Genomic DNA, 25,151 nt, shown 5'->3' with positions numbered 1-25,151 from the left:
CGGCCCGGGTACCATGTGCGTACGGCAGACGAGCCGGGCGGACGGCCGCGTGGGCATCGCGAGATGCTCCCGAGGAACGTCCGGGCTCCACAGGGCAGGGTGATGGCTAACGGCCACCCGGGGTGACCCGCGGGACAGTGCCACAGAAAACAGACCGCCGGGGACCGTATCCGTACGGGACCAGGTAAGGGTGAAACGGTGGTGTAAGAGACCACCAGTGCCCAGGGTGACCTGGGCAGCTAGGTAAACCCCACCCGGAGCAAGGTCAAGAGGGAGCACTCCGGTGCTCCTGCGCGGACGTTCGAGGGCTGCCCGCCCGAGTCCGCGGGTAGACCGCACGAGGCCGGCGGCAACGTCGGTCCTAGATGGATGGCCGTCGCCCCGATGGCCGCGAGGCCCCGGGGAACAGAACCCGGCGTATGCCCGACTCGTCTGCCGCTCAACGCCTCTGACCAGTGACATCACAGGTCAGCGAGGCGAGCCGGGCCGCTCCGGCTTGATCGTCGGAACGTCGACCGAAACCGGAAGGCGTACGCCGACTTCGTCAGTCGACGCCCGCGCAGGGTGCGGATGTCGCCGTCACCGCCTGCCCCGTCTCCCCCCATCAACTCCTCCCCATGACCGACGGCATCGTGGCCTCCGACGGAGAGGACCGGACGGTACGCACCTGGGAGGCGGGACCGGTCGGCGCGGTCACGGCTCTCGCATCCGCCGACCGCGACGCGAGGATCCTGATCCGTGACGCGCCGTTTGGCCGACGTCTCCTGGAACTCCGTGCCGCCGGACAGGTCAGCGCCCTCGCCCTCGGTGAGGCCGACGGCGTGCCCGTGCTGACCGCCGCGGAGGCGCACGGCCCCGTCCGGGTCTGGAACGCGGTCTCGGGAGAGGAATCGGCCGCACTCGACACCGCTGACGCCGAGGTCGTCGCCCTCGACGTCTGCGTGCTCGACGGCACCCCCGGTATTGCTGGCCGGGGCCCGGGACGGCAAGGTGCGTGCCTGGCGGCTGTTGAACATCCCGCTCGCCGAGCACCGGACGATCCGCCCGCAGGTGGCCTACGCGCTCGCCGCCTTCGAGGAGGTCGCCAAGTTCCTCCCCGAGGGCGAGGACAGCATCCCGGCGGACCGGTTCACCTCGGAGCTCGGGCGGACCCTGTACGAGAAGGACCTGACGCGTTTCACCCGGGAGCGGATCGAAGACTCCCTGAAGCGCGGGCGGGCCATCCTCGTCGACCTCGACCACTTCAGCCCGCCCGTGGGCTCATTCCCAGGGGCCGGGCGGTCCGCTGCTCGCGACCCCTATATCAGCCCTCGTACACTTTGACGAATGTGGTCCAGAGGGTGGGTCCGGGTACTGGGCGGAGACTTCACGTCTCAACGCCTATGTCAAGCTGGTACGTTCGGCCAACGGCAAGCAGTGGCGGGTGGACGACGTGACGGTCGTCGAGGCCGCGACTGCGCCCCCGCCGAGCAGCGACGCCTCGTAGGTGCCCGCTCCACTCTCCGCCGACACTTCCGCCCAGTGAGGGAACCGATGTCCAGATTCAGTCGCGGCGGACGCAAGCGACAGCAGAGCCCGCCGCCCGGCCGGGAGGGTTCCTCCGCGTCCGGGCTGCGGCCCATCGAGGTGCACGTCTTTGTTGACGGGACCGCAGTGGTGGGCGGGCTGCCGGTCGCCGCCGCTCCCGGTGAGAGTCCCCAGGACGCGGTGCTGAACTACCTGCACCGTCTGGTGCTCGCCACCGGTCACCCGGTCGCGGCCGTGGTCCACGACGAACGGATCGGCTACAGCACGCCCCTCCAGGTCGGCTCGGACGGGGCGAGCGCCTTCGCCGGACCGCCCGTCCCGCTGCCGGGCAACCCGGCGGGAGCGCCCGTCGTCCCCGGCGCGGCTCCGGGCGCGCTGCCGGCCGTGCCTGCGCCCGCCGCCGTGCCTGCGCCCGCCGCCGCGGCGGCGCCCCCGCAGGACGGGGTGACCACGGTGCTGCGGGCGGTACCGGACCCGGAGCCCCGGCCGCCGGCCACGGCGCCCGCCCCCGTGCCGGAACCGGCCCCGGCCGCCCCGGCCGTTCCGCCCGCGCACTCCGTGGCGCCGACGCCCGAGCCGGTACCCGCGGGAGCCACCGTTCCCTCCCTGCTCGCGGAGCCCGTCCGGCGCATCAACGAGGCGATGAGCATGGGGCGGATCGAGTCCGCCGCGGCGATGGCGGAGCAGAGCATCGGCACGGCGTCCCAGGCCCTGGGTGCGGACCACCCGGAGGTGCTCCAGCTACGGGAGCTCGCCGCGTACATCGCGTACCTGGCGGGTGATCTGCCGCGCTCCTTCGCCCTGTCCATGGCGCTGGCCCGGGTCCGTCGACGCCGTGACGACGACCGCGCCTTCGCGAGCGTGCAGAGCGCCGCGGCCGCCTGGCGGGCCCTGCGGGACCCCGCTCAAGGGCTGGCGCTGGGCCATGAGCTGATCGCCCTGTGGTCGGACCTGGCAGCCGAGGGCGGTCCGGCCGCCGCCGACGCCGCACAACTCGACGCGGTCCGGGCCCGGATGGACCGGCTCTTCCAACGCGCCGGCGCGTCCGCCGATCGACACGAGACCACGGGACGCTCCCATGCCCAAGGCCAGTGACCTGCCCGGGGACCGTGGTGGTGGTCCGACCCGCCGCCGCACGGCGGCCGAGCTCCACCGTCGACGGGTGCCGCGTCCCCGGGTCGAGGTGACCGTCAACCCACTCAACGGCACGGTGAGTTGGCGCACGGTCAGCCCGGGCCGGCCGGGTTCGGAGCGGGGCGGCCGAGGCCGGGACGACAGCCGGGAACGCCCGGCCGAGACGTCCGCCGGGCGCCCGACCGCAGCCGCGTTGCGTGCCGCGGGCCTCGACCCGAACCGGGTGCCCGACCAGGGAGCCGCCCCGGTCCCCGCACGGCCCGCCGCTGTCCGTGCGGTCGTCGGCCGCGGCGCCGAGGGGCTCTCGCCCGAGCAACGGAGTACGGAACTGGCCCGGGTCGGACTGCTCCGTTCCCGGCTCGTCGGCGACCTCTCGCACGGCGCCCGCATGCCGTCGTCCGTGGCGGCCCGACTGCGCTCCACCGCCTCACCCGTCGGTGTGCACCGACTGTCCGCGCACGCGGCGGCCCTGCGGGCCGTGCCGCGGACGGGCGGACCGGGTGCGTCGAACCCCGCGCTCCCGTCCAGCGGACCGTCCGCCGCCGGTCCCCGGAGGTAGCCGGGGCGGACCGGGCAGCCACCCCGCGAACGATCGCCCAGGTGGCCCCCACCCACCCTTGAGCAATGGCGCGAAACCGTTTGCGCGCCGGGGTCGCTACGCCGTCGCGTCCACCCGGCGCGTCCGGGCCGGACCGGGCGAAGTCACAGGTCAGCGCCTTGCGGCGAAGTCACACCTGTACAGCGAAGGACTGCCAGAACCGGCCGTCGTAGGGGTGGGCCACAGGGGGTATGCAGGGGTTTCGGCTGCCAAACGCCGATGTTAATTTCGCGGGGTCTGCTGCATGCATATTCGGTATGCCGGATGTTCTGCTCCACACGCCAACGGGGGAGACGAGGACCTTGACATACACGGGAATCGAGAACCAGACGCTGGACGGGGGTCTGCCTTGCTAAGGACGGAAGCGGTGGAAGAGCACACCGGGGTGCTCATCAGGAGATGAACGCCTGACCACGAGTTCTTGAGGAGCTGGGGTGGCGCCCGAGATAGCGGGAATCGATCAACAGCCCGTCGTGCAGGTGGAGTTGGGGTCCCTGACCATAGCCGACTCACCCAGGCTCGACGGCGAGAGACCGGAACACATCCACGCCTTGGCGGACGCCGAGGCCGAGCTTCCACCGATCACCGTGCACCGGACGACCATGCGGGTCATCGACGGGGCACACCGACTCCACGCGGCCAGGCTCCGGGGCCGCCACACGATAGCGGCACGGTTCTTCGACGGCGACGAAGCAGAAGCGTTCGTGCTCGCCGTCCAGTTGAACGTCGCCCACGGTCTGCCCCTGACCCTGGCCGACCGCAAGCGCGCCGCGGAGCGCATCATCGCCTGGCACGCCCAGTGGTCCGACCGCAGGGTCGCCATGGTCACCGGCATCTCGCCGGGCACCGTGGCCGACATCCGGCGCAGGGTCCTGCGGGAACCCGAGCGGGCGGGCAAGCGCATCGGGCAGGACGGCAGGTTCCGTCCGGTGGACGGCAGCGCGGGACGCATCATGGCGGGCCGTCTGCTCACCGAGAACCCGGGGCTGTCCCTGCGTCAGGTGGCCCGTGCGGCGGGGATCTCCCCGGAGACGGCACGGGACGTGCGCAGCCGCCTCAACAAGGGGGAGGACCTGTTGCCCAGGCAACGGGGGCGCAGGTCCGGCGTCACCGCCCCGCGTGCCGTACCGGAACCGCGGGGGGAGTTCGTTCCCCTGGCGCCCGTGCAGTCGGCGGGCCGACCCCGTGCGGTACCCGATCCCGATCGGGCCGGACTCGTCAAGCGGTTGAAGGCCGATCCGGCACTGCGCTTCAGCGACACCGGGCGGAACCTGTTGCGCCTGTTCACACTGCACGCCCTCCAGAACGAGGAGTGGGACGCCATCATCGACAACGTCCCGCCGCACTGCCGTGACCTGGTCGCCGACCTCGCCCGGCAGTTCGCCGACCTCTGGTCGGACTTCGCGGTACGGGTCCAGGAGGACGTCGTGCAGACGGGGTGACCCGCTCCCGGACCGCCCGACCTCCCCGCCGTCCGGTGGGGCCGAGGTGTCCAAGCGTGAAATCCGCACACTCGGACGAAAGGTCGGGCGAGGAGCGGTCCACACCGGAAAGACTCCGGCCCCCCGCCGATCGGCGGGGGGCCGGAGTCTTGGTGCGGGGGCGATGCGTCAGCGCCCCCGCAGGGAGCCGCACACGGTGCGCAGGTGCCGGGCGTCCGCCACGTCGTGGCATCCCGACAACCCCAGGGCGTCCCGGAGTTCCACGGCCAACAGGTCGAGGACCCGCGCCGCGCCTGCCTCCCCCGCGACGGCCAGCCCCCAGATCAGCGGCCGGCCCACCAGCACCCCGCGGGCGCCGAGCGCCAGGGCCTTGAGCACGTCCGTCCCGCTGCGCACGCCGCTGTCGAACAGGACCTCGCAGTGGTCCGGCACGGACCGGGCGATCTCCGGTAGCGCGTCGATGCTGGGCAGGGCGCCGTCGAGTTGCCGGCCCCCGTGGTTCGACACCACGATCGCGTCGACCCCCGACTCGGCGGCGCGCAACGCGTCCTCGGGCGCCAGCACCCCCTTGAGCACCAGTGGCAGCCGGGTCCGGCGACGCAGCTCGTCCAGGGTCGACCAGGTCACCGAGGCGGAGAAGGTCCGACCGGTGTGGACCGCCACGGCGGACCCGTCGCGGGTCCGCTCGTGCGCGGTGGCGCCCGTGGTGAGGTGGGCCGCCCGCACCTCGTCCGGCAGGGCGAACCGGTTGCGGACGTCCCGCAGTCTGCGGCCCATCCACGGGACGTCGACGGTGAGCACCAGGGCTTCGCAGCCGGCGTCCTCCGCCCTGCGCACCAGGTCCCAGGAGCGCACCTGGTCCCGCTGCCAGTACAACTGGAACCAGACGCTGCCGCCGAGCGCGGTCAGCTCCTCCACGGGCACGCTGCTGAGGGTGCTCGCGATGAACGGCACCCCGGCCGACTTCGCGGCGCGGGCGGCGGCGGCTTCGCCCTCCGGGTGGACCAGCCGTTGGTACGCCACCGGAGCGACCGCCACCGGCATCCGCACCGGACGGCCCAACAGCGTGGCGTCCGTTTCGCACCCCGCCACGTCCCGGAGCACCCGTGGCACCAGGAAGATCCGGTCCAGGGCGCTCCGGTTGGCGTCCAGCGTGGTCTCGGCGCCACTGCCCCCGGCCAGGAAGTCCCACACCTCCGGGGGCAGCACGGAAGCGGCGGCGCGTGCGAAGTCGTCGAGGCGGTGTGCCTCGACGGCCTCAGGGTTGCTTCGGGAACCCACGCTGCCCGGTCCTCTCCAACTCCACGGCCTCGTAGAGCGCCTTGATGTTGGAGCTGCCGAAGGTCTGGGCGCCCTGGCGCTCGATGACCTCGAAGAAGAGGGTGCGCCGCGGGTGCGTCGAGGCGGTGAAGATCTGGAAGAGCTGGCCGCCGTGGTCCTCGTCGGCGAGGACGTTGGTGGCGCGCAGGGCGTCGAGTCGCCCTTCGTCGAGCTCGATCCGCCGGCCCAACAGGTCGTAGTAGGCCGGGGGCGTGGTGAGGAAGGTGACCCCGCGACCCCGCAGCGCCCGTACCGCGCGGACCGCGTCGGAGGAGGAGAACGCGAGGTGCTGGACGCCCGACCCCTGGTGGTCCTTGAGGAACTCGTCGATCTGGCCGGCCTCGGCGGTGAGGTCGGGCTGGATGAGGGTCAGCGTCACCGAACCGGACCGGCTCTGGACGACCTTGGACTCCATCGCCTGGGCGCCGACGACGATGCGCTCCTCGAAGATGTGCCGGAAGCCCAACGCCTCGCGGTAGAAGTCGACGGTCGGCTGGAGCTCGCCGCTGTTCAGGCACACGGCGACGTGGTCGAGTTCGAGGAGTTCGACGAGGTCGTCGGCGGCGTCGGTGCCGGCGGACTGCTCGACGGGCTCCGCGGACGGCGCCACCGCGGTGAACCCGGCGGGCAGCCCGGGTCCCTCCTCGGCCGTGCGTTGGACGAGGGTGTGGGAGACGTCGCCGAACCCCTGGAGCGTCGCGGTGACCCGGGGCCCGCCGGCCGCGTGGTGGGTGGGCGGCCGGCGCACCTCGGCGCCCCCCGCGACCGCCGCAGCGAACGCGGCCTCCACGTCGGGCGTCCGCAGGGCGATGTCGGCGACCCCGTCACCGTGCGCCAGGACGTACAGCGAGGCCGGGTGGCGCTCCGAGACGCCCTCGGTGAGGACCAGGACGATGCCGCCGTGGCGCAGGGCCACACTGCGCTGCTCGGCCGACTCGCTGGTGCCCACGACGGTGAAGGCGTACTTGTCGGTCCAGTCGTTGACTGATGCGTCGAGGTGCTCGACGTAGATCTCGACGTAGTCGAGGGAGAGTTCGCCGAGCGCGCTCGCCGTCTCCGGTGCGTCCCGCATACGTGCCCCCTTCCGGGAAATGGAAAGAATTCTGTCGAACTTTAAGTTCCTTGCCGTGTGTCTGGCTATCGCGCAATTGTCTGGAGAATGGACGGTTGGACAGTTAGGGGGCGCGCGTCACCGAATGGGGAATCATGGTGGGCGCGGGGCTCGCGCGATGATAGAGGTGACCTTTGAGTACAGCCACTGCGGCGACGCGTGGAGTTCCGTGTGCCCGTGACCCTGGTAACTGATGGGACACATTGCTTAACTGGTCGGCGGTTTTCATTTCGGGTGGAGCGCTTTCATACTGGGAGATGCCTTGTGATCCGGACCATGGCTGTCGTCGGCACGGGACTGATCGGCACTTCGGTGGCGCTCGCCGCGAGTTGGCAGGGCGTGACGGTGTTCCTCTCCGACCGGAACCCGGTGGCCGCCCGGACGGCCGCCGCGCTCGGGGCCGGGGTGGCGGAGCCACCACCGGGGCCGGTCGACCTCGCGGTGCTGGCGATGCCGCCCAGTCAGGTGGGCGACTCCCTCGTGGAACTCCAGGACCGGAAGCTGGCCCACTGCTACACCGACGTGGCGAGCGTGAAGTCCGGTGCGGAGCGGGTGGTCCTGAGCGATGCGCCGGAGCCGTTCCGCTTCATCGGCGGACATCCGATGGCCGGACGGGAGTGGTCGGGGCCGTTGGCGGCCCGCGGTGACCTGCTGCGCGGTCGCACCTGGGCGTTGACGCCCTCCCCGCTCACCTCCGCCCTCGCCCTGGAGCGGGCGCTGGAACTGGTGTCGTTGTGCGGGGCGGTACCGGTGGTGACCCGGAGCGCGACCCATGACGGCGCGGTGGCACTGACCTCCCACGTGCCGCACCTGGTGGCGAGCCTGATGGCGGCCCGGTTGCGGGACAGCACGGTGGGCATGCGGCGGTTCGCCGGGCCCGGGGTGCGCGACGTGACGCGGATCGCCCGGGGCGACTCGCAGTTGTGGGGGGACATCCTCCAGTCGAACGCGAGCTCGGTCGTGGGGGTGGTGCGGGAGTTGCAGGCGGACCTGGGCCGCTTGGTGACCGCCCTGGACGCGCTGGCCGAGGACGGTGCCGACCGGGCGGAGGGCATGCAGGTCCTGGTGGACGTACTGGACCGGGGCATCGCCGGGGTGGAGCAGATATCCGGCGGCCCCGCCGGCACCGCGCCGGTCGGTGGCGGCGCTCCCGGGGAACGGGCCCGGGCGTGGGTGGCGGTCAAGGAGCGGCCGGGCGAACTGTCGCGACTCCTGGAAGCACTGGGGGACCAGGTGGTGGCGGAGACGATGGGGATCGACGCGGACGGTGCCAGTGGGCTCGTCGCGCGGTTCGACGTGGCGGCGGAAGCGGTCGATCCGCTGCTGCGCCACCTCCGCGCCGGCGGCTGGGAGTCGGGGCGCGAGTGATCCGGCGGGCCGACGGAACCGAGGGGGTGGGCGGTGCCGGGTGAGCAGGTGGGGGAGGGAGGGGCGCCGAGGGTCGGTCGGTGCGGGAGGGGCGGGTGGACGGGGGAGTGGAACCGCCGAGGATGACTTTTGTGTGACGTCCGGACGGACCGTCCGCACGGTTCTCCCCCGGGTGAATATGCCAAGCGTTCCTGACGGCCCGGATGGTAATTGACCATTCAAACTGTGAGTTTTCTATGAATTTTTGGGGGAAGGGGTCGGCGGCGGTCGTGCTACTTCGGGCAGAATCCGAACGAACGGGCACGACTGGGTGCGTTGACTTGTGTGCGGGCAGCGGGAGCATTCCAGCCGCAGTGGCGGAATCTGAGGCTGGGTCAGTTCACCCGTGAGTCAGCGCTGCGACGGCGCCGCGCGGACACCGGGATCATCTCGGAGTTCGGGACGAGGCGCTTTTTTCGGGCATGGTGGTTACCCTGTGAGTGAGCTGGGAAGGTTCCTGCGCACCACTGGGTCAGCCACCCCCACACAGGCCCATTGTTCTGGGCGGATACGGATCTCTGGTTCTTGTTTCTGAGTCGATCACTCTGTAGGAATCACGGACGCCGAAGCCCACAGCATCGTAGGAGCGCACGGATACGGTACGGGGGGTACCTGTGAACCTCGCAGAACGGAATGCCGACCTTCAGTTACTCAACAGACTCTACTTGCGTTGTGCCGCTGACCGGGGCTCCGTCGTCTTCGTCAACGGCCCCGTGGGATCGGGAAAGACCGCGATGTTGTCGGCATTCGCGGAAAGGGCGGTAGAACACGGCGCGCTGTTCGTTTCCATCACCGCTTCGGCCAGCGAACAGCATCACCGGTTCGGACTCGCCGACCAGTTGGTGACCGCGCTGCGGGCCGCCGGAATGCACGCGGATCCGTTCGTCGCCGGTGACATCGGTGCCCATGCCTCGGGAGACGGGGCGCTCGGCGCCGGCCCCGTTCCGCTGGGGCTGCTCCAGCGGATCTGCCGTTCCGTGTGCGAGTTCGCCGAACGGCACAGTCCCCTGGTCATCGGCATCGACGACGTGCACTTCGCGGACGCCGCCTCCTTGGAGGTCCTCAGCTACCTCGTCCGCCGCATCGACTCCTCCGCCGTCATGATCGTGATGAACGAGTGCACCGGGCACGACCGGGAACTCGTCACCCTCCACGCGGAGACCCTGCACCTCCCCTACTGCCACGGCATCCGACTGACCCGACTCACCGTGATGGGCGTCGCCGCGCAACTGCGGGACCGCCTCGGCTCCGCACCCTCCTACCACGAGGTCGAGCTGTGGACCCGGGTCAGCGGCGGCAACCCGCTGCTCCTGCACGCCCTCATCGACGACCGCACGACGGACGGCCCCGAACCCGGCGAACCCGAACCGGGCGAGTCGTACCGTTACGCCGTCGTGCGGTGCCTCCACCGCTGCCCACCGGACATGCTGGTGGCGGCCCGGGCCCTGGCCGTCCTCGGCGACGCGGCCACCAAGTCGCTCATCGGGGAACTCGTCGGCGGTGACGGCATCCTCGTCAACGGCAGCCTCGGCGCCCTGCACGCCGCCGGACTGCTCACGGCCACCCGCTTCCGTCACGAACAGGCCCAACTGGCGGTGCTCGCCGACGTCCCGGCCGGCGAACTCTCCGAGATGCACGGACGGGCCGCCGAACTCCTCCACGAGGGCGGCGCCTCCGCGGTCGCGGTGGCCCGGCAACTGATGGCCGCCCACGACTCCGTACGGACCCCCTGGCGGGTGGAGATCCTCCGCGAGGCGGCGCACGAGGCCATGGTGTCCGGCGAGGTCGCCGCCGCCGTGGGATACCTCCGCCACGCCTCCGGCATCTGCACCGACCCCGCCCAGGAAGCCCAGGTCACCGCCGAACTCGCCGACGCCCAGTGGCACATCGACCCCGCCAAGGCGACCCGACACCTCGACCAACTGATCCGCATGGTCCGGTTCGGCCTGCTCACCGGGCCGGAGGCGTTGGTCCCCGTGAAGCACCTCATCTGGTGGGGCGAGTTCACCCGCGCCGACGACCTCCTGAAGCGGATCGAGAACCAGGAGGACCACGAACCCGCCCCCGTGACCACCGGCCCCGGGCGCGCGGGCGTGCGACTGGTGCGGCTGGCGCTCTCCTTCTGCGCCCCCGACCTGGCCCGGGGCCCGCGGGACATCACCGGTGACCCGCTCGACGCCATGGCCGCCGGCGCCGGACCGCTGACCGCGCTCACCTTCCTCAACCTGTCCACCGACGGGGGCGGCGACGGCGAGGAGGTCCAGGGAGCCGACCAGGTGCTGCGCGCCACCCGCGCGGGCAGCCCCCTCGCGGCAACGATCCTCGCTCTCATCCTGCTCATCCAGACGGACCGCCTGGACGACGCCGTCTCCTGGTCCGACCGACTGCTCGAACAGCGGTGGATCGAACGGGTTCCCATGCGCCGGGCCATGTTGGAGACCGTCCGCTCGGCCGCGGCCCTGCGCCGGGGGGAGGCCCTGGAGGCGAGCGCGTCCGCGCGGACCGTGTTGCAACTCGTCGCACCCGCCTCCTGGGGGGTGGCGGTCGGGCTGCCGCTCGCCCTGGCCATCCGGTCCGGCACCGAACTGGGCGCCTTCGAATCCGTCCTGTCGGTGCTCAACGTCCCCGTACCGGCAGGCATGTTCGACACCCCCTTCGCCCTGCCGTACCTCCAAGCCCTCGGCCGCTACCACCTGGCCGTCGGACGCCCGCACACCGCCCTGACGCACTTCCGCTCCTGCGGGGACCTCATGCGCAAGTGGCGGATCGACTCCCCGCACCTGGTGGACTGGCGGGACGACGCCGCCGCCGCACTGGTCGCCATGGGCCGGGTCCAGGAGGCCAGGAGCCTGATGGAGGAACAACTCCTGCGCCGCAACGGGAGCCGGGTCCCGGACCACTTCAGGGACCGGGCGGCCCGCTCCCATGGCACTCGGCCGCCGGCTGCCCACACCCGCCCCCACCGGTGGGAGACCCCGGGGCTGGGCTCCGGCCAGGGGTCCTCCCTCGGTGGGACCGGCACGCAGACCACGGCCACCGTCGACCACGGCGGCGAGGAGTCGTTCCCGGTGCTCGTCGAACTCACCGAAGCAGAACGCAGGGTGGCCGCCCTCGCGGCCTCCGGGTGCACCAATCGGGAGATCGCCGGCAGATTGTTCATCACCATGAGCACGGTGGAGCAACACCTCACCAAAATCTACCGGAAGCTGCGGGTGCGGGGCCGCAACGACCTCCCCTCGGCACTCCAGGTCCACGGCCGTCCCTCATGCCTGCCCAATGGCCGTTGAGAGCGGAGAAGGACCGCACTTCTCCACTCTCGGACTTCTCACCCCTGACTTCTCACCCCCTCGCTTCTCACCCCCTGACTTCTCGCTCCCGTGCGTCGCGCACCCGGGTCTTCCACGCCCGGGTGTTCCGCATGCGTGCCGTAATGCGTCCAACCGGCAAGTCCCTTTCGGTTGGACGCAGGTTGTCGCGGCACCGCAATTCATGTGAGCCTGACCGTCGAAATCGAAATCAGACGTTCTTCGAGTGATCCTGCGCGATCTCGAATGGTCCCAGTGATCTCGATTCATGGCGCATGGGAGAATTCATGACCGGACGGGACGTCGACGAAGAGCAGCGGGCCGTGACCACCCCGGATTCCGGCACACCGGACGGCGAACCGGCGGCCACCGCACCCCCCGCGGACGCCACCCGACCCGCCCCGCACCAGCTGTCGAGGGCCGCCCTGCACGCGAGCCTCGCCGACCCGGTGCTGGACACGATGAACTTCCTCAACGAGGTGACCCACCGCTACCCCGAGGCGATCTCCTTCGGCCCCGGGCGCCCGTACGACGGGTTCTTCGACAACGAGCAGATCACCGACCACCTGAGCCGCTACCTCGACCACCTCACCGCACACGGCGGCTCCCCCGGCGACCTGCGGACCGCGCTCTTCCAGTACGGGCCCACCGCCGGCCTGATCCGCGGGATCATCGCGGACTCCCTGCGCACCGACGAGGACGTCGACGTGCCCCCGGAGTCCATCGTGGTGACCGTCGGAGCCCAGGAGGCCATGCTGCTGGTGCTGCGCGCCCTGATGCGCGACCCCGCGGACGTCCTCCTCGTCGCCACCCCCTGCTACGTGGGGATCAGCGGCGCGGCACGCCTCCTCGACGTGCCCGTCGTCCCCGTCGACGAACGCGAGGAAGGGCTCGTCTGCGCCGACCTCGACGCCGTGGTCCGGCGCGAGAAGGCCCGCGGGCGCAGGCCGCGCGCCTTCTACGTGGTCCCCGACCACTCCAACCCGTCCGGCACCACCCTGGGTCCCGCCGCCCGCGCCGAACTGCTGGAGCTGGCGGCCCGCCACGACTTCCTCGTCATCGAGGACAGCCCCTACCGCCGGGTGAGCCCCGGAACCCCGCAGCCGACCCTGAAGTCCCTCGACCGGGACCGGCGCGTGATCCACCTGGGCTCCTACTCCAAGACGCTCTTCCCCGGCGCCCGGGTCGGGTTCGCCGTCGCCGACCAAATCGTGGTGGACGACTCGGGCCGCACCGGGCTGCTCGCCGACGAACTCGCCAAGGTCAAGAGCATGGTGACGGTCAACACCTCGTCGCTGAGCCAGGCCGTCGTCGCCGGAGCGCTGCTCGCCGCGGAGGGCCGGATCTCCCGGCACAGCGCGGACACGGCCGCCTACTACGGCGAGGCCATGGCCACCACCCTCCGCTGTCTCGACGAGAGCCTGCCCGCCGAGCGCAGGGCCGCCCTGGGGGTGCGGTGGAACGAACCCACCGGAGGGTTCTTCCTCCGCGTCCAGGTGCCCTTCCCGGCGGACAATGCGGCACTCGGTCGCTCGGCACAGGACCACGGCGTCATCTGGACGCCCATGCGGTACTTCTATCCGCAGGGCGGCGGACAGTACGCCCTGCGGCTGTCCACCAGCTATCTGACCCCCGCGGAAATCAAGGAGGGCACCGCGCGGCTCGCCCGTTTCATCGAGGCGGAGAGCGCGGAATTCCGAGCGGAAGGCCCAGGGTCGGACAGCACCCGCGACTGACGGACGAACCGTCGGGCAGCGGAATCCCTCCGCGCATCGAAACCCGCGCGAAAGACCCCGCGGGGCGGACATCCGGAGACCCGGAGACCCGGAGAAGCGCGGAATCAAGAGCCACAGAACCAAGAACCGTCGAAATTCGTGGGACGTATCCAGAATCCGCCGGGCGTCACCGGACGCCCCACCCGGAAAGGGACGGGAATGACCGGCACGACCACACAACGACCGCGCAGCAAACCGCGCATGTGGGGATGGACCTTCCGATGACCACAGACACCGCAGCACCGGGGCTCCTGACCGAGGAGCACGTGCCCGCCGCACACCACGCCGGCGCCCCCGGCTTCCTGACGCCCTTCGCCCCGCGCATCGTGGGCGTGGGCACCGCCGCCGCCGGGACCGTGTACAGCCAGCCCGACGTGCTCGACGCCTTCGGGATCACCGACCCCAAGATCCGGTCCGTGTTCCTCAACAGCGCCATCGACACGCGCCACCTCACCGTGCCCGACCCCGACGAGGACGGCGTCCGGGTCCCCGAACCGCAGGGCGACCTCCTCGACAAGCACAAGAGGCTGACCATCGAGATGGGCACCGAGGCGCTGCGGGCCTGCCTCAAGCGGGCCGGCGCCGAACTCTCGGACCTGCGCCACCTCTGCTGCGTGACGACCACCGGGTTCCTCACCCCCGGACTCAGCGCACGCCTCATCCGCGAACTGGGCATCGACCGGCACTGCAGCCGCTCCGACATCGTCGGCATGGGCTGCAACGCCGGACTCAACGCCCTCAACGTGGTGTCCGGATGGTCCGCCGCGCACCCCGGCGAACTCGCCGTGGTGCTGTGCGCGGAAGCCTGCTCCGCCGCCTACGCCTTCGACTCCACCATGCGCACCGCGGTCGTCAACAGCCTCTTCGGGGACGGCGCCGGCGCCGTCGCACTGATGTCCGGACCGGACGCCGGGCCGCCCGGAGCCGCCGAAGGACCCCACGTCCTGAAGTTCGCGAGCTGCATCATCCCCGAAGCACTCGACGCCATGCGCTACGACTGGGACCGGGACCTCGACCGGTTCAGCTTCTTCCTCGACCCCCAGGTCCCCTACGTGGTCGGCGCGCACGCGGAGATCGTCATCGACCGTCTGCTCACCGACACGGGACTGCGCCGCAGCGACATCAAGCACTGGCTGGTCCACTCCGGCGGCAAGAAGGTCATCGACTCGGTGATCGTCAACCTCGGGCTGACCCGCCACGACCTCCGGCACACCGTCGGAGTGCTCCGCGACTACGGCAACGTGTCGAGCGGGTCCTTCCTCTTCTCCTACGAGCGACTGCTCGACGAACACGTCACCCGTCCCGGCGAGTACGGGGTCCTCATGACCATGGGGCCGGGTTCAACGATCGAGACGGCGCTGGTCCAGTGGTGACCGCCCGGGAAGCGAGCGACACCGTGACCACCGTGAAGATCGACGGCACCGCGCCCCTGACGCTCGCGTCGGTGAAGGCCCTGGCCGACGTCTGCGACCAGGCCGAGGACCGGTCGGCCGGTGACGTGGGCGGTCGTGTCATCACCGCCCGGGTCACCGGCCGCCCCGGCCCTGGCTGGACCGAGGGGCTGAACGTCGCGCTGGTCACCAAGTGGGAACGCGCACTGCGCCGGCTGGAGCGCCTGCCCGCCGCCACGGTCGCGGTGGCCACGGGGGAGACCGGGGGCCCGGCCCTCGACGTGTTCCTCGCCGCCGACATCCGGTTGGCCACCCCCGACGCCCACCTGCTGGTCGCCACCGACGGCGAGGCCACCTGGCCGGGCATGGCCGCCTACCGACTCGTCCAACAGGCCGGGACCGCCCGGGTCCGGCGCGCCGTGCTGTTCGGCGTGCCGATACCCGCCGACGAGGCGCGCGAACTGGGGATCGTCGACGAACTCACCGAGGACCCGGACGCCGCACTGACCTCGGTGGCCCGACTCGCCGGGGAACTGTCCGGCAAGGAGCTCGCCATCCGTCGCCAACTGCTGTTCGACGCGACCTCCACCAGCTTCGAGGACGCGATCGGCTCCCACCTCGCGGCCTGCGACCGCGCCCTGCGTCGTACCGCTGCCGTGGTGGACGCCCGGTGACGGCGTCGCTCCCGCCCCACGAGGCGGCCCCGGCGGGTTGGACGGCGCTCGCCGAAGCCGCCCGGCGGGTCGAGGAGTCGGTCGCCGCACTGCCCGACCCCGGGGCGCGCACCCCGGAGCAGCAGGCCGTGGTGGCGGCGGCCCAGGACACCGCGCGGTCCCACCGCGTCCGCTTCCTGGACGAGCACGTCGACACCGTGTACGACCGGCTCACCGAGGGCCGCACGGTGAACCTGCGGATCGGGGAACTGGTCGAGGCGGCGGCCAAGGAGTACCCCGGCCTGGTGCCCTCCGAGGACCAACTCGCCGTCGAACGCGGCCGACCGCAGGCCGCCAAGGAGGGCCACGAGATCGACCAGGGCGTGTTCCTGCGCGCCGTCCTGCGTTCGTCCACCGCCGGACCGCACTTAGTCGACGCCATGCTCCGACCCACCGCCCGGGCCCGGGACCTGCTGCCGGAGTTCCTCCGCGACGGCGTCGTCCAACTGGAGGCCGTGCGCCTGGAACGCATCGACGGCGTCGCCCACGTCACCATGTGTCGGGGCGACCGGCTGAACGCCGAGGACGGCCGTCAGGTCGACGACATGGAGACCGCCGTCGACCTCGCCCTGCTGGACCCCGGGGTCCGGGTCGGCCTGCTGCGCGGCGGAGTGATGAGCCACCCGCGCTACCAGGGCAAACGGGTCTTCAGCGCGGGCATCAACCTGAAGGAGCTCAGCTCCGGGGGAATCTCCCTGGTCGGTTTCCTCCTCCGCCGCGAACTGGGCTACATCAACAAGATGGTGCGCGGCGTCCACACCGGGACCGACCCGGACAGCGGCCCCGACGCGCCCGGCCGTTGGCACACCCCGCTGGTCGAGAAGCCCTGGGCCGCCGCCGTGGACGGGTTCGCCATCGGCGGCGGCGCCCAACTGCTGCTGGTGTGCGACCACGTGCTCGCCGCGTCCGACGCGTACCTCAGCCTGCCCGCCGCCCAGGAGGGCATCATTCCGGGCGCCGCGAACTTCCGGCTGGGCCGCCATGTCGGCCCGCGGCTGTCCCGGCAGGTCGTCCTCGGCGGACGCCGGCTCTGGGCGACCGAACCGGAGGCGCGGCTCCTCATCGACGAGGTCGCCGAGCCGCGGGACATGGACGCGGCGATCGACCGGGCCCTGTCCCGGCTCGACGGCGACGCGGTCCTCGCCAACCGCAGGATGCTGAACCTCGCCGAGGAACCCCCGGACGCGTTCCGCGCCTACCTGGCCGAGTTCGCACTCCAGCAGTCCCTACGGATCTACGGCGAGGACGTCATCCGCAAGGTCGGCCGCTTCGCCGCGGGAGCCGCACGAGCCGCGGGAGCCACATGAGCGAGGACCGCGCCCGGGTGCGCTACGAGAAGAAGGACCACGTCGCGTACGTCACCCTGGACCGGCCCGAGGTCCTCAACGCGATGGACCTGCGCACCCACGAGGAACTCGCCGGAATCTGGGACGACGTCGAGGCCGACGACACGATCCGGGTCACGGTGCTGACCGGTGCGGGTGACCGCGCCTTCTCGGTGGGGCAGGACCTCAAGGAAAGGGCCCGCCTGGACGCCGAGGGCGCCGCCCCGACCACGTTCGGCAGTCGGGGACAACCGGGCTGGCCCCGGCTCACCGACCGCTTCACCCGGTCGAAGCCGGTACTCGCCCGGGTCCACGGCTACGCCCTGGGCGGCGGTTTCGAACTGGCCCTCGCCTGTGACCTGGTCATCGCCTCCGAACAGGCCGTCTTCGGGCTCCCCGAGGTGCGCCTGGGGCTGGTGCCGGGGGCCGGCGGGGTGTTCCGGCTGGCCCGGCAACTGCCTGAGCGGGTCGCCCTCGGGTACCTGCTCACCGGCCGTCGGATGGACGCCGCCACCGCCGCGGGCTTCGGGCTCGTCAACGAGGTCGCCCCGGTCGACCGGCTCGACGAGGCGGTCGACCGGTGGACGCACGACCTGGTGCGCGCCGCCCCTCTGTCGGTGCGCGCCATCCGGGAGGCGGCCCTGAGGTCCGTGGACCTCCCGCTGGAGGAGGCGTTCACCACCTCCTACGTCTGGGAGGAGCGCCGCCGGCGGGGCGACGACGCCGCGGAGGGGGTCCGTGCCTTCCGCGAGAAGCGGGACCCCGTGTGGACCGACGGCTGACCCGGCGGGTGCCGGGGTGTCGCCCCGGCGGCCCCGGCCCCGTACGGGTGTAGGGGCCGCACGGTACGGGTAGCCGCCGGCGGACGGGAGCCGCCAGACAGGAGAAGACGATGCCACGAGCGCGGATCAACGGGATCGACCTCGGTTTCGACGTCCACGGTGCGGGGGAGCCGGTCGTGCTGGTGGCCGGCACCGGGAGCCCCGGCCGGATCTGGCGGACCCACCAGGTGCCCGCCCTGAAAGCCGCGGGTCACCAGGTGATCACCCTCGACAACCGGGGGCTCGCCCCCGACGAACCCGGCCACCGGGACTTCACCCTCGACGACATGGTGGCGGACGTCGCCGGGCTGATCGAGCACCTCGGCGCGGGCCCCTGCCGGGTGCTCGGCCACTCCCTGGGCGGGATCGTCGTCCAGGAACTCCTGGTGGCCCGGCCCGAACTCGTCCGCCAGGCCGTGCTGGTCGCGTCGAGCGGGCGGACCGACGAGGTGATCCGCGCCATGGCCGCCGCCGACCTCGCGCTGGCCGACAGCGGCATCACCCTGCCCCCGGCCTACGCGGCCTTCGTGGCGGCCCTCCAGAACCTCTCTCCGCAGACCCTCAACGACCCGGAGCAAGTGCGGGACTGGCTGGGCGTCTTCGAGATGACATCCGTCGACCTGTCTTCCGTGCGGGGCCAGTTGGCGGTGGACCAGATCCCCGACCGGCTCTCCGCCTACCGGTCGATCCGCCGCCCCTGCCTGGTCGTCGCCTTCCAGGACGACCTGGTCATCCGCCCCCACCTGTCCCGGGAGGTCGCGGACGCCGTCCCCGGCGCCCTCTACCGGGAACTCCCCGGCTGCGGACACTACGGATACCTGGAACAGCCCGACGCCCTGAACTCCGTCGTGATCGACTTCTTCGCCGGACGCCTCCCGGCCGGCTCGCAGCCCTCGTAACCGCGGGGCGCGGACCGGGCGCCCCTGCCCCTCACCGACTGCCGGCGGTCGCCTTCCCGTGCCGGGGGACGGCGGCCTTCGGATCGCCCGTCACCACGGGGACCACGGGGAACGAGACCGTGACACTCAGCCCGCCCTCCGGCCGCGGCACGGTGGCGATGGTCGCGTCATGGGCGACGGCGATGGCCTGCACGATGGACAGCCCCAGACCGAGCCCGTCGCTGCGCCGCCCGGTGCGGGTGCCGCCGAGCCGCTGGAACGGCTGGAAGAGCGTTTCGACCTTCTCCGGCGGGACCACCGGTCCGGTGTTGGCGACGGTGAGGACCGCCCGACCGTCCACGGTCCGCGCACTCACTTCCACCTCGCCCCCGGGCGCGTTGTGCTTGAGCGCGTTGTCCACCAGATTGACCACCAGGCGCTCCGCGAGCGGCCGGTGGCCGGTGGCCACCGCCCGAGTCACCGACGAGCGCAGCGTCACCGCCCGCAGCTGGGCCCCCGCCGACTGGGCGTCCACCACCTCCTCGGTCAGCCGGGCCAGGTCGAACGGCTGCCGCGCCTCGATCCCCGCGTGGCTGCGGGTGAGGGTGAGCAGCGCTTCGAGCAGCCGTTCCTGTTGGGCCCCCGCGGCGAGGATGCGTTCATGGGCCTGGCGCAGGGACTCCACGCTCGCTTCCGGATCGGACAGGGCGACCTGACCGATGGTCCGTTGTCGGGCGAGGGGCGTGCGCAACTCGTGGGAGGCGTTGGCCACGAACTGGCGCTGGGCCTGGAAGGACCGGTCCAGTCGGACCAACAACGCGTCGAAGGTGTCGCCCAGGTCCTTCAGTTCGTCGCCGGGCCCCTCCAGGGCGAGCCGCCGGTGCAGACTGGTCGCCGAGATGTTCCGGGCGGCGGCCGTGATCGTCCGTAGCGGTCGCAGGATGCGCCCCGCCACGATCCAACCGAGCGCGATCGAGAGCAGCGACATCAGGGCCAGCGCGATGACGGAGTTGCTGAGGAACTGCTGCATCAGCGTGGAGCGTTGGGTGGCGAGCGCCTTCCGCGCTTGCTCCGAGGCCACGTCCAGGTCGATCACCCGGGGGCCCTCGGGGCTGACCGAGCTGGGAGCGGCGTCCTGCGGCGGCAGGGGAGCGGTGGTGTCGGGCTGTTCGACGAAGGTGGCGTTGGAGTCCCTGGGCGGGTCCCACAGGATCGAGTACCGCACCAGTACGTAGGTGATCGCCAGTAGGGTCGCACCGGAGATCAGGAACAGCCCCCCGTACAGCAGGGTCAGTTTCGCCCGCACGGTACGACGGGAGCCGCCGGAGCCCACGGCGCGACGGGTGAGTGTGGCGATGACCGACATATGCATCCTCACGTCCGGTGTCCCTCGCGTCCACGATGATCCGTCCCCGGTTTCCGCGGGGTTTCACCGGCCGCGCGCCGATTCGGCCGGTACCCGTGGCGCGGCGACCGACGACCGGCTACCGGCGGGGGCGCCATGGTAGGCGCCGCGCCCCCTCCCCGTCCCCGGAACGATCAGCCGTCACCCGACCGGTTGTGGTGACCCGATCGGTTGTGGTGGCACGGGGCGCGGGTGCGAGCGGCGTGTGCACCGGGCGTGCGCGAGGGCCGCGCGCCCCCATGAGAAGGGGGCGGGAACTCGGTTCCGTGGAGCGAAACCTTGGTGAAACCGGGGGTCTCGTAGAAAGGGTCCACGCAGAAAACTCAGCACGCGGTCGACAGCGGTACACGAAGTACCGGGAGGGGTCGCGTCGGAGGTAGCGCGGGCGGTGAAAGTCGACCCGGACCACACCGGCGCGGACTTCGCCCCATCGACCGCCCCGAGGGCCCCTGCACCGTTCCGCCGCCTGGAATTCAGACGCACGGGACCGTGGCGGGGCATTCACCGGCCGCGTGCCGAATTCCCCTTACCCGACCCCGACAAGGACGGCGGCTTCAGCCTCATGCAGGACAGTCCCTTCGACCTCGCGTCGTCACACTCCCGCCGGGTCGCCCCCTGGCAGCTTGGGGGCGGATCGTGAGCACCACGCAGCTTCCCACCGACGACGGCACCGCGGACGCGGCCCCGCCGGACGACGGCAAGGGCCGACGTGCCCGCCGCAAGGGCTCCGGGCGCCGCCGCTGGATCACCGCGGCCGTCGTGGTCGTCCTGGCGGCGGCGGGCGCCGGGGTCGTCGTCCTCGACCCGTTCGCGAAGTCGTCGGACGACAGCTCCTCCGAAGGCACCACCCGCACCGGGGTGGCCGAGGTGACCAAGGGAACGCTCGCCGCGCGGACCCAGACGAACGGAACCCTCGGATACGCCGGCTCCTACAAGGTCGTCAACAAGTCCAACGGAACCCTCACGAAGCTCCCCCGGGTGGGCGAGGTGATCCGCCAGGGGAAAGTGCTCTACCGGGTCGACGGAAAGCCCGTGGTGTTCCTCCAGGGCGCCTACGTCCCCGCTTACCGGAAACTCGCCTGGAACATGGAGGGCGTCGACGTACAGCAGCTGAATTCCGCACTGCTCGATATGGGGTACGCGGACAAGGGCGATATCGACCCCGACTCCGACTACTACGGCTGGCAGACCTATTACGCCGTCAAGGAACTCCAGGACGACCTCGGGTTGAAGGTGACCGGGGAACTGGAGCTGGGCCAGGCGGTGTTCCTGTCGGCGAAGGAGATCCGGATCACCAAGGTCGGTGCGGTCAGCGGTTCTTCCGCCGCTCCGGGTTCCGTGGTGGTCGAGGGCTCCTCCACCCAGCGCCAGGTGTCGGTGGCGCTCCGGGCCAGCCAGCAGGCCGATGTGAAGAAGGGCGACAAGGTCACGATCTCCCTGCCGAGCGGGCAGTCCACACCCGGTGTGGTCTCGTCGGTCGGCAAGGTGGCCACCAAGTCCGGCGACGGCATGACGGTGGAGGTGCTGATCAAGCCGTCCAAGCCGAAGGACACCGGCCAGTTGGACCAGGCGCCCGTCCAGGTGTCCATCGTCAGCGGCTCCGTCAAGGACGTGCTGTCCGTGCCGGTGAACGCCCTGCTCGCGCAGGCCGGCGGCGGCTACGCCGTCGAGGTCGTGGACGCCGCGGGCGAACGCCGCCTGGTGAAGGTGGAGACGGGCCTCTTCGACGACAGCGCGGGCCGGGTCCAGGTCACCGGGGACGGGCTGAGCGCCGGCCAGAACGTCGTGGTGCCGGGATCATGAGCGAGACGGCGACGGACGTCGCGGCGGCCCCCAGGCAACGCCTGGGCGAACCGGTCCTCGAACTGGAGGACGTCAGCAAGGTCTACCCCGGGGTCTCCCCGGTGGTGGCCATGGACAAGGCCACCTTCACCATCCGCCGGGGCGAACTCGTCGCGATCGTGGGCCCGTCCGGCTCCGGGAAGTCGACCCTGCTCCAGGTCATGGGAAGCCTGGACCGCCCCAGCTCCGGCAAGGTCAAGATCGTGGGCGACGACGTCGCGCGGATGTCGGACCGGGCCCTCGCGGGGTTGCGGGCCACCCGCATCGGCTTCATCTTCCAGCAGTTCTTCCTCGCCAACAACTCCACCGCCCTGGAGAACGTGGCGGACGGACTCCTCTACTCCGGCGTCCGTCACCGGGAGCGGCTACAGGCCGGCGCCACCGCGCTGGCCCGGGTCGGCCTCGCCCACCGGGCGAACCACCGTCCGCCGGAGCTGTCCGGCGGTGAACGCCAGCGCGTCGCCATCGCCCGGGCGCTGGCGGGCAACCCGGCGATCGTGCTGGCCGACGAACCCACCGGCAACCTCGACAGCGTCACCAGCGCCTCGATCTTCGACCTGCTCAAGCAACTCAACTCCGAGGGCACCACGATCGTCGTCATCACCCATGACCGCGACCTCGCGTTCCGGATGCCCCGCCGGATCGAGGTGCTCGACGGTCGCATCGTCCACGACGTCATGGTGCCGGACGGCGCCGGACCCGCCGTGGACGGCCCGCCCGCCACCCCGGACGGCTCCGTCCCCTCCGAAAGGGTCCAGTCATGACCACCACGGCCCCGCCCTCCGGCCGGATGCACCCCGCCGACCTGGCCAGAACCGCCAGCGTCGGCCTGCGCACCCGACGGATGCGGGCCGCGCTGTCCGCGTTGGGCATCGCCATCGGCGTGGCGGCGATGGTCGCGGTGATGGGGCTGTCCCGTTCCTCCCAGGCGGGTCTGTTGGCCGAGATCGACAAACTGGGCACCAACCTGCTCACCGTCACCCCCGGCCGGGTCGTCGCCGGTGGCACCGCCAAGCTCCCCGTCGACGCCCCGGCGATGATCAACCGGATCGGCCAGGTCGAAGCGGTCCAGAGCACCGGCAAGACCGACGCCAACGCCTACCGCAGTCCCCACATCCCCAGCATCAACACCAACGGCCTCAGCGTCACCGCCACCAGCCTCGGCCTGCCCGCCACCGTGCGGACCTCCGTCGCCGAGGGACGGTTCCTCAACGCGGCGACCGCCGAACAGCCCGTCGCGGTGCTCGGCTCGGACGCCGCCAGCCGGCTCGGCATCGACCGCATCCACCAGGGCGTACGGATCTGGGTCGGCGGCAAGTGGTTCTACGTCGCCGGCATCCTCAAGCCCGCCAAACTCACCCCGGAGATCAACTCCGCGGTGATGGTGGGGTACGGGGCGGCCAAGAAGTACCTCAACTTCGACGGCCACCCCTCCATCATCTACGTGCGCGCCGAGACCGACCACGTCAACGCGGTGCAGCAGCTCCTCGCGGCCACGGCCAACCCGGAGCGCTCCGACGAGGTCGCCGTCAGCCAGCCGTCGGCCGCGTTGGAGGCCCGCGCCGCCACCCAGTCCGCACTCAACGGACTCTTCCTCGGGCTGGGCGCCGTCGCCCTCCTCGTCGGAGGCATCGGCGTGGCCAACACCATGGTCATCTCCGTACTGGAACGCCGCTCCGAGATCGGCCTACGGCGCGCCCTGGGCGCCACCAAGGGCAACATCCGCGTGCAGTTCCTCTCCGAGGCGGTGCTCCTCGCCGCACTGGGCGGCGCGGTCGGGGTCGGATTGGGGGTGATCGCCACCATGGTGTACGCCCAGATCAAGGGCTGGACCACGGTCGTCCCGGTGATCGCCTGGGCGGGCGGACTCGCCGCAGCCGGCGCCATCGGCGCCATCGCCGGACTGCTGCCGGCGCTGCGGGCCGCCCGCATGCAACCCACCGAGGCCCTCCGCACCACCTGACACACCGACGCCCGGCACCGTGGACCGCCACCCCCACGGTGCCGGGTCCCGTCATGTCGGCGGCCGGACGCCCGGGCCCGCCCCCCTCGGACTTCCGTACCCCCTCCCCGGAGGCGTCACGCGAGCACGGTGGCGCCGTCCGGGCGCAACGGCCCCGAACGCCCACGTGCCGCACTCGCCGAGCCGCGTTCGCCGGGCCGGGGCATGCTTGGTCCGAGCGAACCCGCTTCCCGGGACGCGGTGCCGATGCGGTCCGCGTCGCCTCCCCCGTCGAACGGAGGGCTGACGGACCATGGGCGCCACGGCGGACGGGCCACGGGGCAGCCGGTTCGACGCCGTGCTGGACAGCCCCCTCCTGGGCATGACGCCCTGGATCGTCTTCTCGATCCTCGTCGGCCCCTCCCGGTTCGAGCTGTCGGTGGGGCTCGCCCTGGCCCTCACCGCCGTCATCGTGATCACCGGGCGGCTGCGGCGCCCCGGCAGCTCGTGGAAGCTGTTGGAACTGGCGGACGTCGCCTTCTTCGCCCTGATGGCCGTCATCGGGGCCCTCGCCTCGCCCGGGACGCTCCGGTGGCTGGAGACCTACGCGGGGGAGGTGTCCAACATCGCCCTCTTCGTCATCGCCGCCGGATCGATGGCGGCCCGCGTCCCCTTCACCCTCCCGTACGCGCGCGAACAGGTCGGCCGGGAGGTGTGGGACTCGCCCGTCTTCCTGCGCACCAACTACGTCATCACGGGCGTCTGGGGCCTGGCGTTCCTCGTCGCGGCGATCTTCGGGGCCTACGGAGACCTCGTCCTGCACGATCCGAACAACCTGTGGACCGGGTGGATCATCCAGATCCTGGCCATCCTCGCCGCCCTGCGCTTCACCCGCTGGTACCCCGAGGTGGTCCGTGGGCGGAACCGGCCCGGCCGGACCCCGCCACCCCTGAGCAGTCTGCTGGTCCCGCTCGGGGGCCTCGCACTCCCCGTCGGGGTCGTGATGCTCCTCTTCGACGGGGGACCCGTGTGGTTCGCCGTCCTGCTGATCGCCGGGGGGCTGCTGCTGATCGGGGTCCAGCGGAGGTCGGCACGGAGGCCGGCCGCCGCGACCGACCGACCCGGACCGCCCCACGATGCGCCGACCGAGTGACGGATGCGGTTCCGAGAATCCCGCACGTCCAACTGTCATTTCCTTGTCCAACTGCCTGAATT

19 protein-coding genes and 1 other RNA gene are annotated in these 25,151 nt (G+C 71.6%); 17 read left to right on the top strand and 3 right to left on the bottom strand.

Annotated elements, in window-relative coordinates; all coding sequences use genetic code 11:
• The first annotated feature begins 29 nt into the window (after positions 1–29).
• From rnpB to ACFV88_RS30445, 5 genes are all read left to right on the top strand, one after another.
• An RNA gene (rnpB, locus tag ACFV88_RS30465) (RNase P RNA component class A) lies at positions 30–435 on the top strand.
• 555 nt (positions 436–990) lie between these two features.
• Positions 991–1,323, top strand: a complete 333-nt coding sequence (locus tag ACFV88_RS30460) for a hypothetical protein (protein ID WP_385495266.1) — start codon at positions 991–993, stop codon at positions 1,321–1,323.
• Positions 1,324–1,533: 210 nt separating this feature from the next.
• Positions 1,534–2,622, top strand: a complete 1,089-nt coding sequence (locus ACFV88_RS30455) for a tetratricopeptide repeat protein (protein ID WP_385495265.1) — start codon at positions 1,534–1,536, stop codon at positions 2,620–2,622.
• On the top strand, positions 2,606–3,220 hold the full coding sequence (locus tag ACFV88_RS30450; protein ID WP_385495264.1) for a hypothetical protein: 615 nt from the start codon (positions 2,606–2,608) through the stop codon (positions 3,218–3,220). Before ACFV88_RS30455 ends, ACFV88_RS30450 begins: the two co-directional genes overlap by 17 nt.
• A gap of 473 nt (positions 3,221–3,693) precedes the next feature.
• Positions 3,694–4,701, top strand: coding sequence for a ParB/RepB/Spo0J family partition protein (locus ACFV88_RS30445; protein WP_385495262.1), 1,008 nt, complete (start codon positions 3,694–3,696; stop codon positions 4,699–4,701).
• 168 nt (positions 4,702–4,869) lie between these two features.
• Here ACFV88_RS30445 and ACFV88_RS30440 read toward each other — a convergent pair whose 3' ends face one another.
• Both ACFV88_RS30440 and hppD read right to left on the bottom strand, forming a co-directional pair.
• Positions 4,870–5,982, bottom strand: a complete 1,113-nt coding sequence (locus tag ACFV88_RS30440) for an alpha-hydroxy acid oxidase (RefSeq protein WP_385495260.1) — start codon at positions 5,980–5,982, stop codon at positions 4,870–4,872.
• Entirely contained in the window at positions 5,960–7,093 is a 1,134-nt protein-coding gene (gene hppD, locus ACFV88_RS30435) for a 4-hydroxyphenylpyruvate dioxygenase (RefSeq protein WP_385495259.1), read from the bottom strand. Before hppD ends, ACFV88_RS30440 begins: the two co-directional genes overlap by 23 nt.
• Positions 7,094–7,408: 315 nt before the next feature.
• On the opposite strand from hppD, the gene ACFV88_RS30430 reads away from it, so the two are divergent.
• From ACFV88_RS30430 to ACFV88_RS30395, 8 genes are all read left to right on the top strand, one after another.
• On the top strand, positions 7,409–8,500 hold the full coding sequence (locus ACFV88_RS30430) for a prephenate dehydrogenase (protein ID WP_385495258.1): 1,092 nt from the start codon (positions 7,409–7,411) through the stop codon (positions 8,498–8,500).
• Between the two features lie 653 nt (positions 8,501–9,153).
• Positions 9,154–11,826 carry an AAA family ATPase gene (locus tag ACFV88_RS30425; protein ID WP_385495257.1) on the top strand — a complete coding sequence of 891 codons (2,673 nt, stop codon included), beginning with the start codon at positions 9,154–9,156 and terminating at the stop codon, positions 11,824–11,826.
• 305 nt (positions 11,827–12,131) lie between these two features.
• Positions 12,132–13,580 (top strand): PLP-dependent aminotransferase family protein, encoded by a 1,449-nt coding sequence (locus ACFV88_RS30420; protein ID WP_385495256.1) that lies wholly within the window; start codon positions 12,132–12,134, stop codon positions 13,578–13,580.
• Between the two features lie 260 nt (positions 13,581–13,840).
• Positions 13,841–14,992 carry a 3,5-dihydroxyphenylacetyl-CoA synthase DpgA gene (gene dpgA, locus ACFV88_RS30415; protein ID WP_385495254.1) on the top strand — a complete coding sequence of 384 codons (1,152 nt, stop codon included), beginning with the start codon at positions 13,841–13,843 and terminating at the stop codon, positions 14,990–14,992.
• Between the two features lie 23 nt (positions 14,993–15,015).
• On the top strand, positions 15,016–15,684 hold the full coding sequence (gene dpgB, locus ACFV88_RS30410; RefSeq protein ID WP_385495253.1) for an enoyl-CoA-hydratase DpgB: 669 nt from the start codon (positions 15,016–15,018) through the stop codon (positions 15,682–15,684).
• Complete coding sequence (dpgC, locus tag ACFV88_RS30405) at positions 15,681–17,030, top strand: (3,5-dihydroxyphenyl)acetyl-CoA 1,2-dioxygenase DpgC (RefSeq protein ID WP_385495252.1); 1,350 nt, start codon at positions 15,681–15,683, stop codon at positions 17,028–17,030. The genes dpgB and dpgC overlap by 4 nt, the downstream gene beginning before the upstream one ends.
• Positions 17,027–17,830 (top strand): enoyl-CoA-hydratase DpgD, encoded by an 804-nt coding sequence (dpgD, locus tag ACFV88_RS30400; RefSeq protein WP_385495251.1) that lies wholly within the window; start codon positions 17,027–17,029, stop codon positions 17,828–17,830. Before dpgC ends, dpgD begins: the two co-directional genes overlap by 4 nt.
• 110 nt (positions 17,831–17,940) lie before the next feature.
• Entirely contained in the window at positions 17,941–18,768 is an 828-nt protein-coding gene (locus ACFV88_RS30395) for an alpha/beta fold hydrolase (RefSeq protein ID WP_385495250.1), read from the top strand.
• A 31-nt stretch (positions 18,769–18,799) separates the two neighbouring features.
• Here the strand turns inward: ACFV88_RS30395 and ACFV88_RS30390 are convergent, their stop codons facing one another.
• Positions 18,800–20,113, bottom strand: a complete 1,314-nt coding sequence (locus ACFV88_RS30390) for a sensor histidine kinase (protein ID WP_385495249.1) — start codon at positions 20,111–20,113, stop codon at positions 18,800–18,802.
• Positions 20,114–20,788: 675 nt separating this feature from the next.
• On the opposite strand from ACFV88_RS30390, the gene ACFV88_RS30385 reads away from it, so the two are divergent.
• From ACFV88_RS30385 to ACFV88_RS30370, 4 genes are all read left to right on the top strand, one after another.
• Positions 20,789–21,955 (top strand): efflux RND transporter periplasmic adaptor subunit, encoded by a 1,167-nt coding sequence (locus tag ACFV88_RS30385; RefSeq protein WP_385495248.1) that lies wholly within the window; start codon positions 20,789–20,791, stop codon positions 21,953–21,955.
• A complete protein-coding gene (locus ACFV88_RS30380) occupies positions 21,952–22,758 on the top strand; it encodes an ABC transporter ATP-binding protein (protein ID WP_385495247.1) in 807 nt (268 codons plus the stop codon). Before ACFV88_RS30385 ends, ACFV88_RS30380 begins: the two co-directional genes overlap by 4 nt.
• Positions 22,755–23,957 (top strand): ABC transporter permease, encoded by a 1,203-nt coding sequence (locus tag ACFV88_RS30375; RefSeq protein ID WP_385495246.1) that lies wholly within the window; start codon positions 22,755–22,757, stop codon positions 23,955–23,957. Before ACFV88_RS30380 ends, ACFV88_RS30375 begins: the two co-directional genes overlap by 4 nt.
• A gap of 292 nt (positions 23,958–24,249) precedes the next feature.
• Positions 24,250–25,089, top strand: a complete 840-nt coding sequence (locus ACFV88_RS30370; protein ID WP_385495245.1) for a hypothetical protein — start codon at positions 24,250–24,252, stop codon at positions 25,087–25,089.
• Positions 25,090–25,151: the final 62 nt, after the last annotated feature.

This window comes from Streptomyces sp. NPDC059816 (assembly GCF_042732055.1).
Classification (GTDB): domain Bacteria; phylum Actinomycetota; class Actinomycetes; order Streptomycetales; family Streptomycetaceae; genus Streptomyces.
Note: the sequence above shows the minus strand (reverse complement) of the source record. Positions and strands in the feature narration are given on the sequence as shown.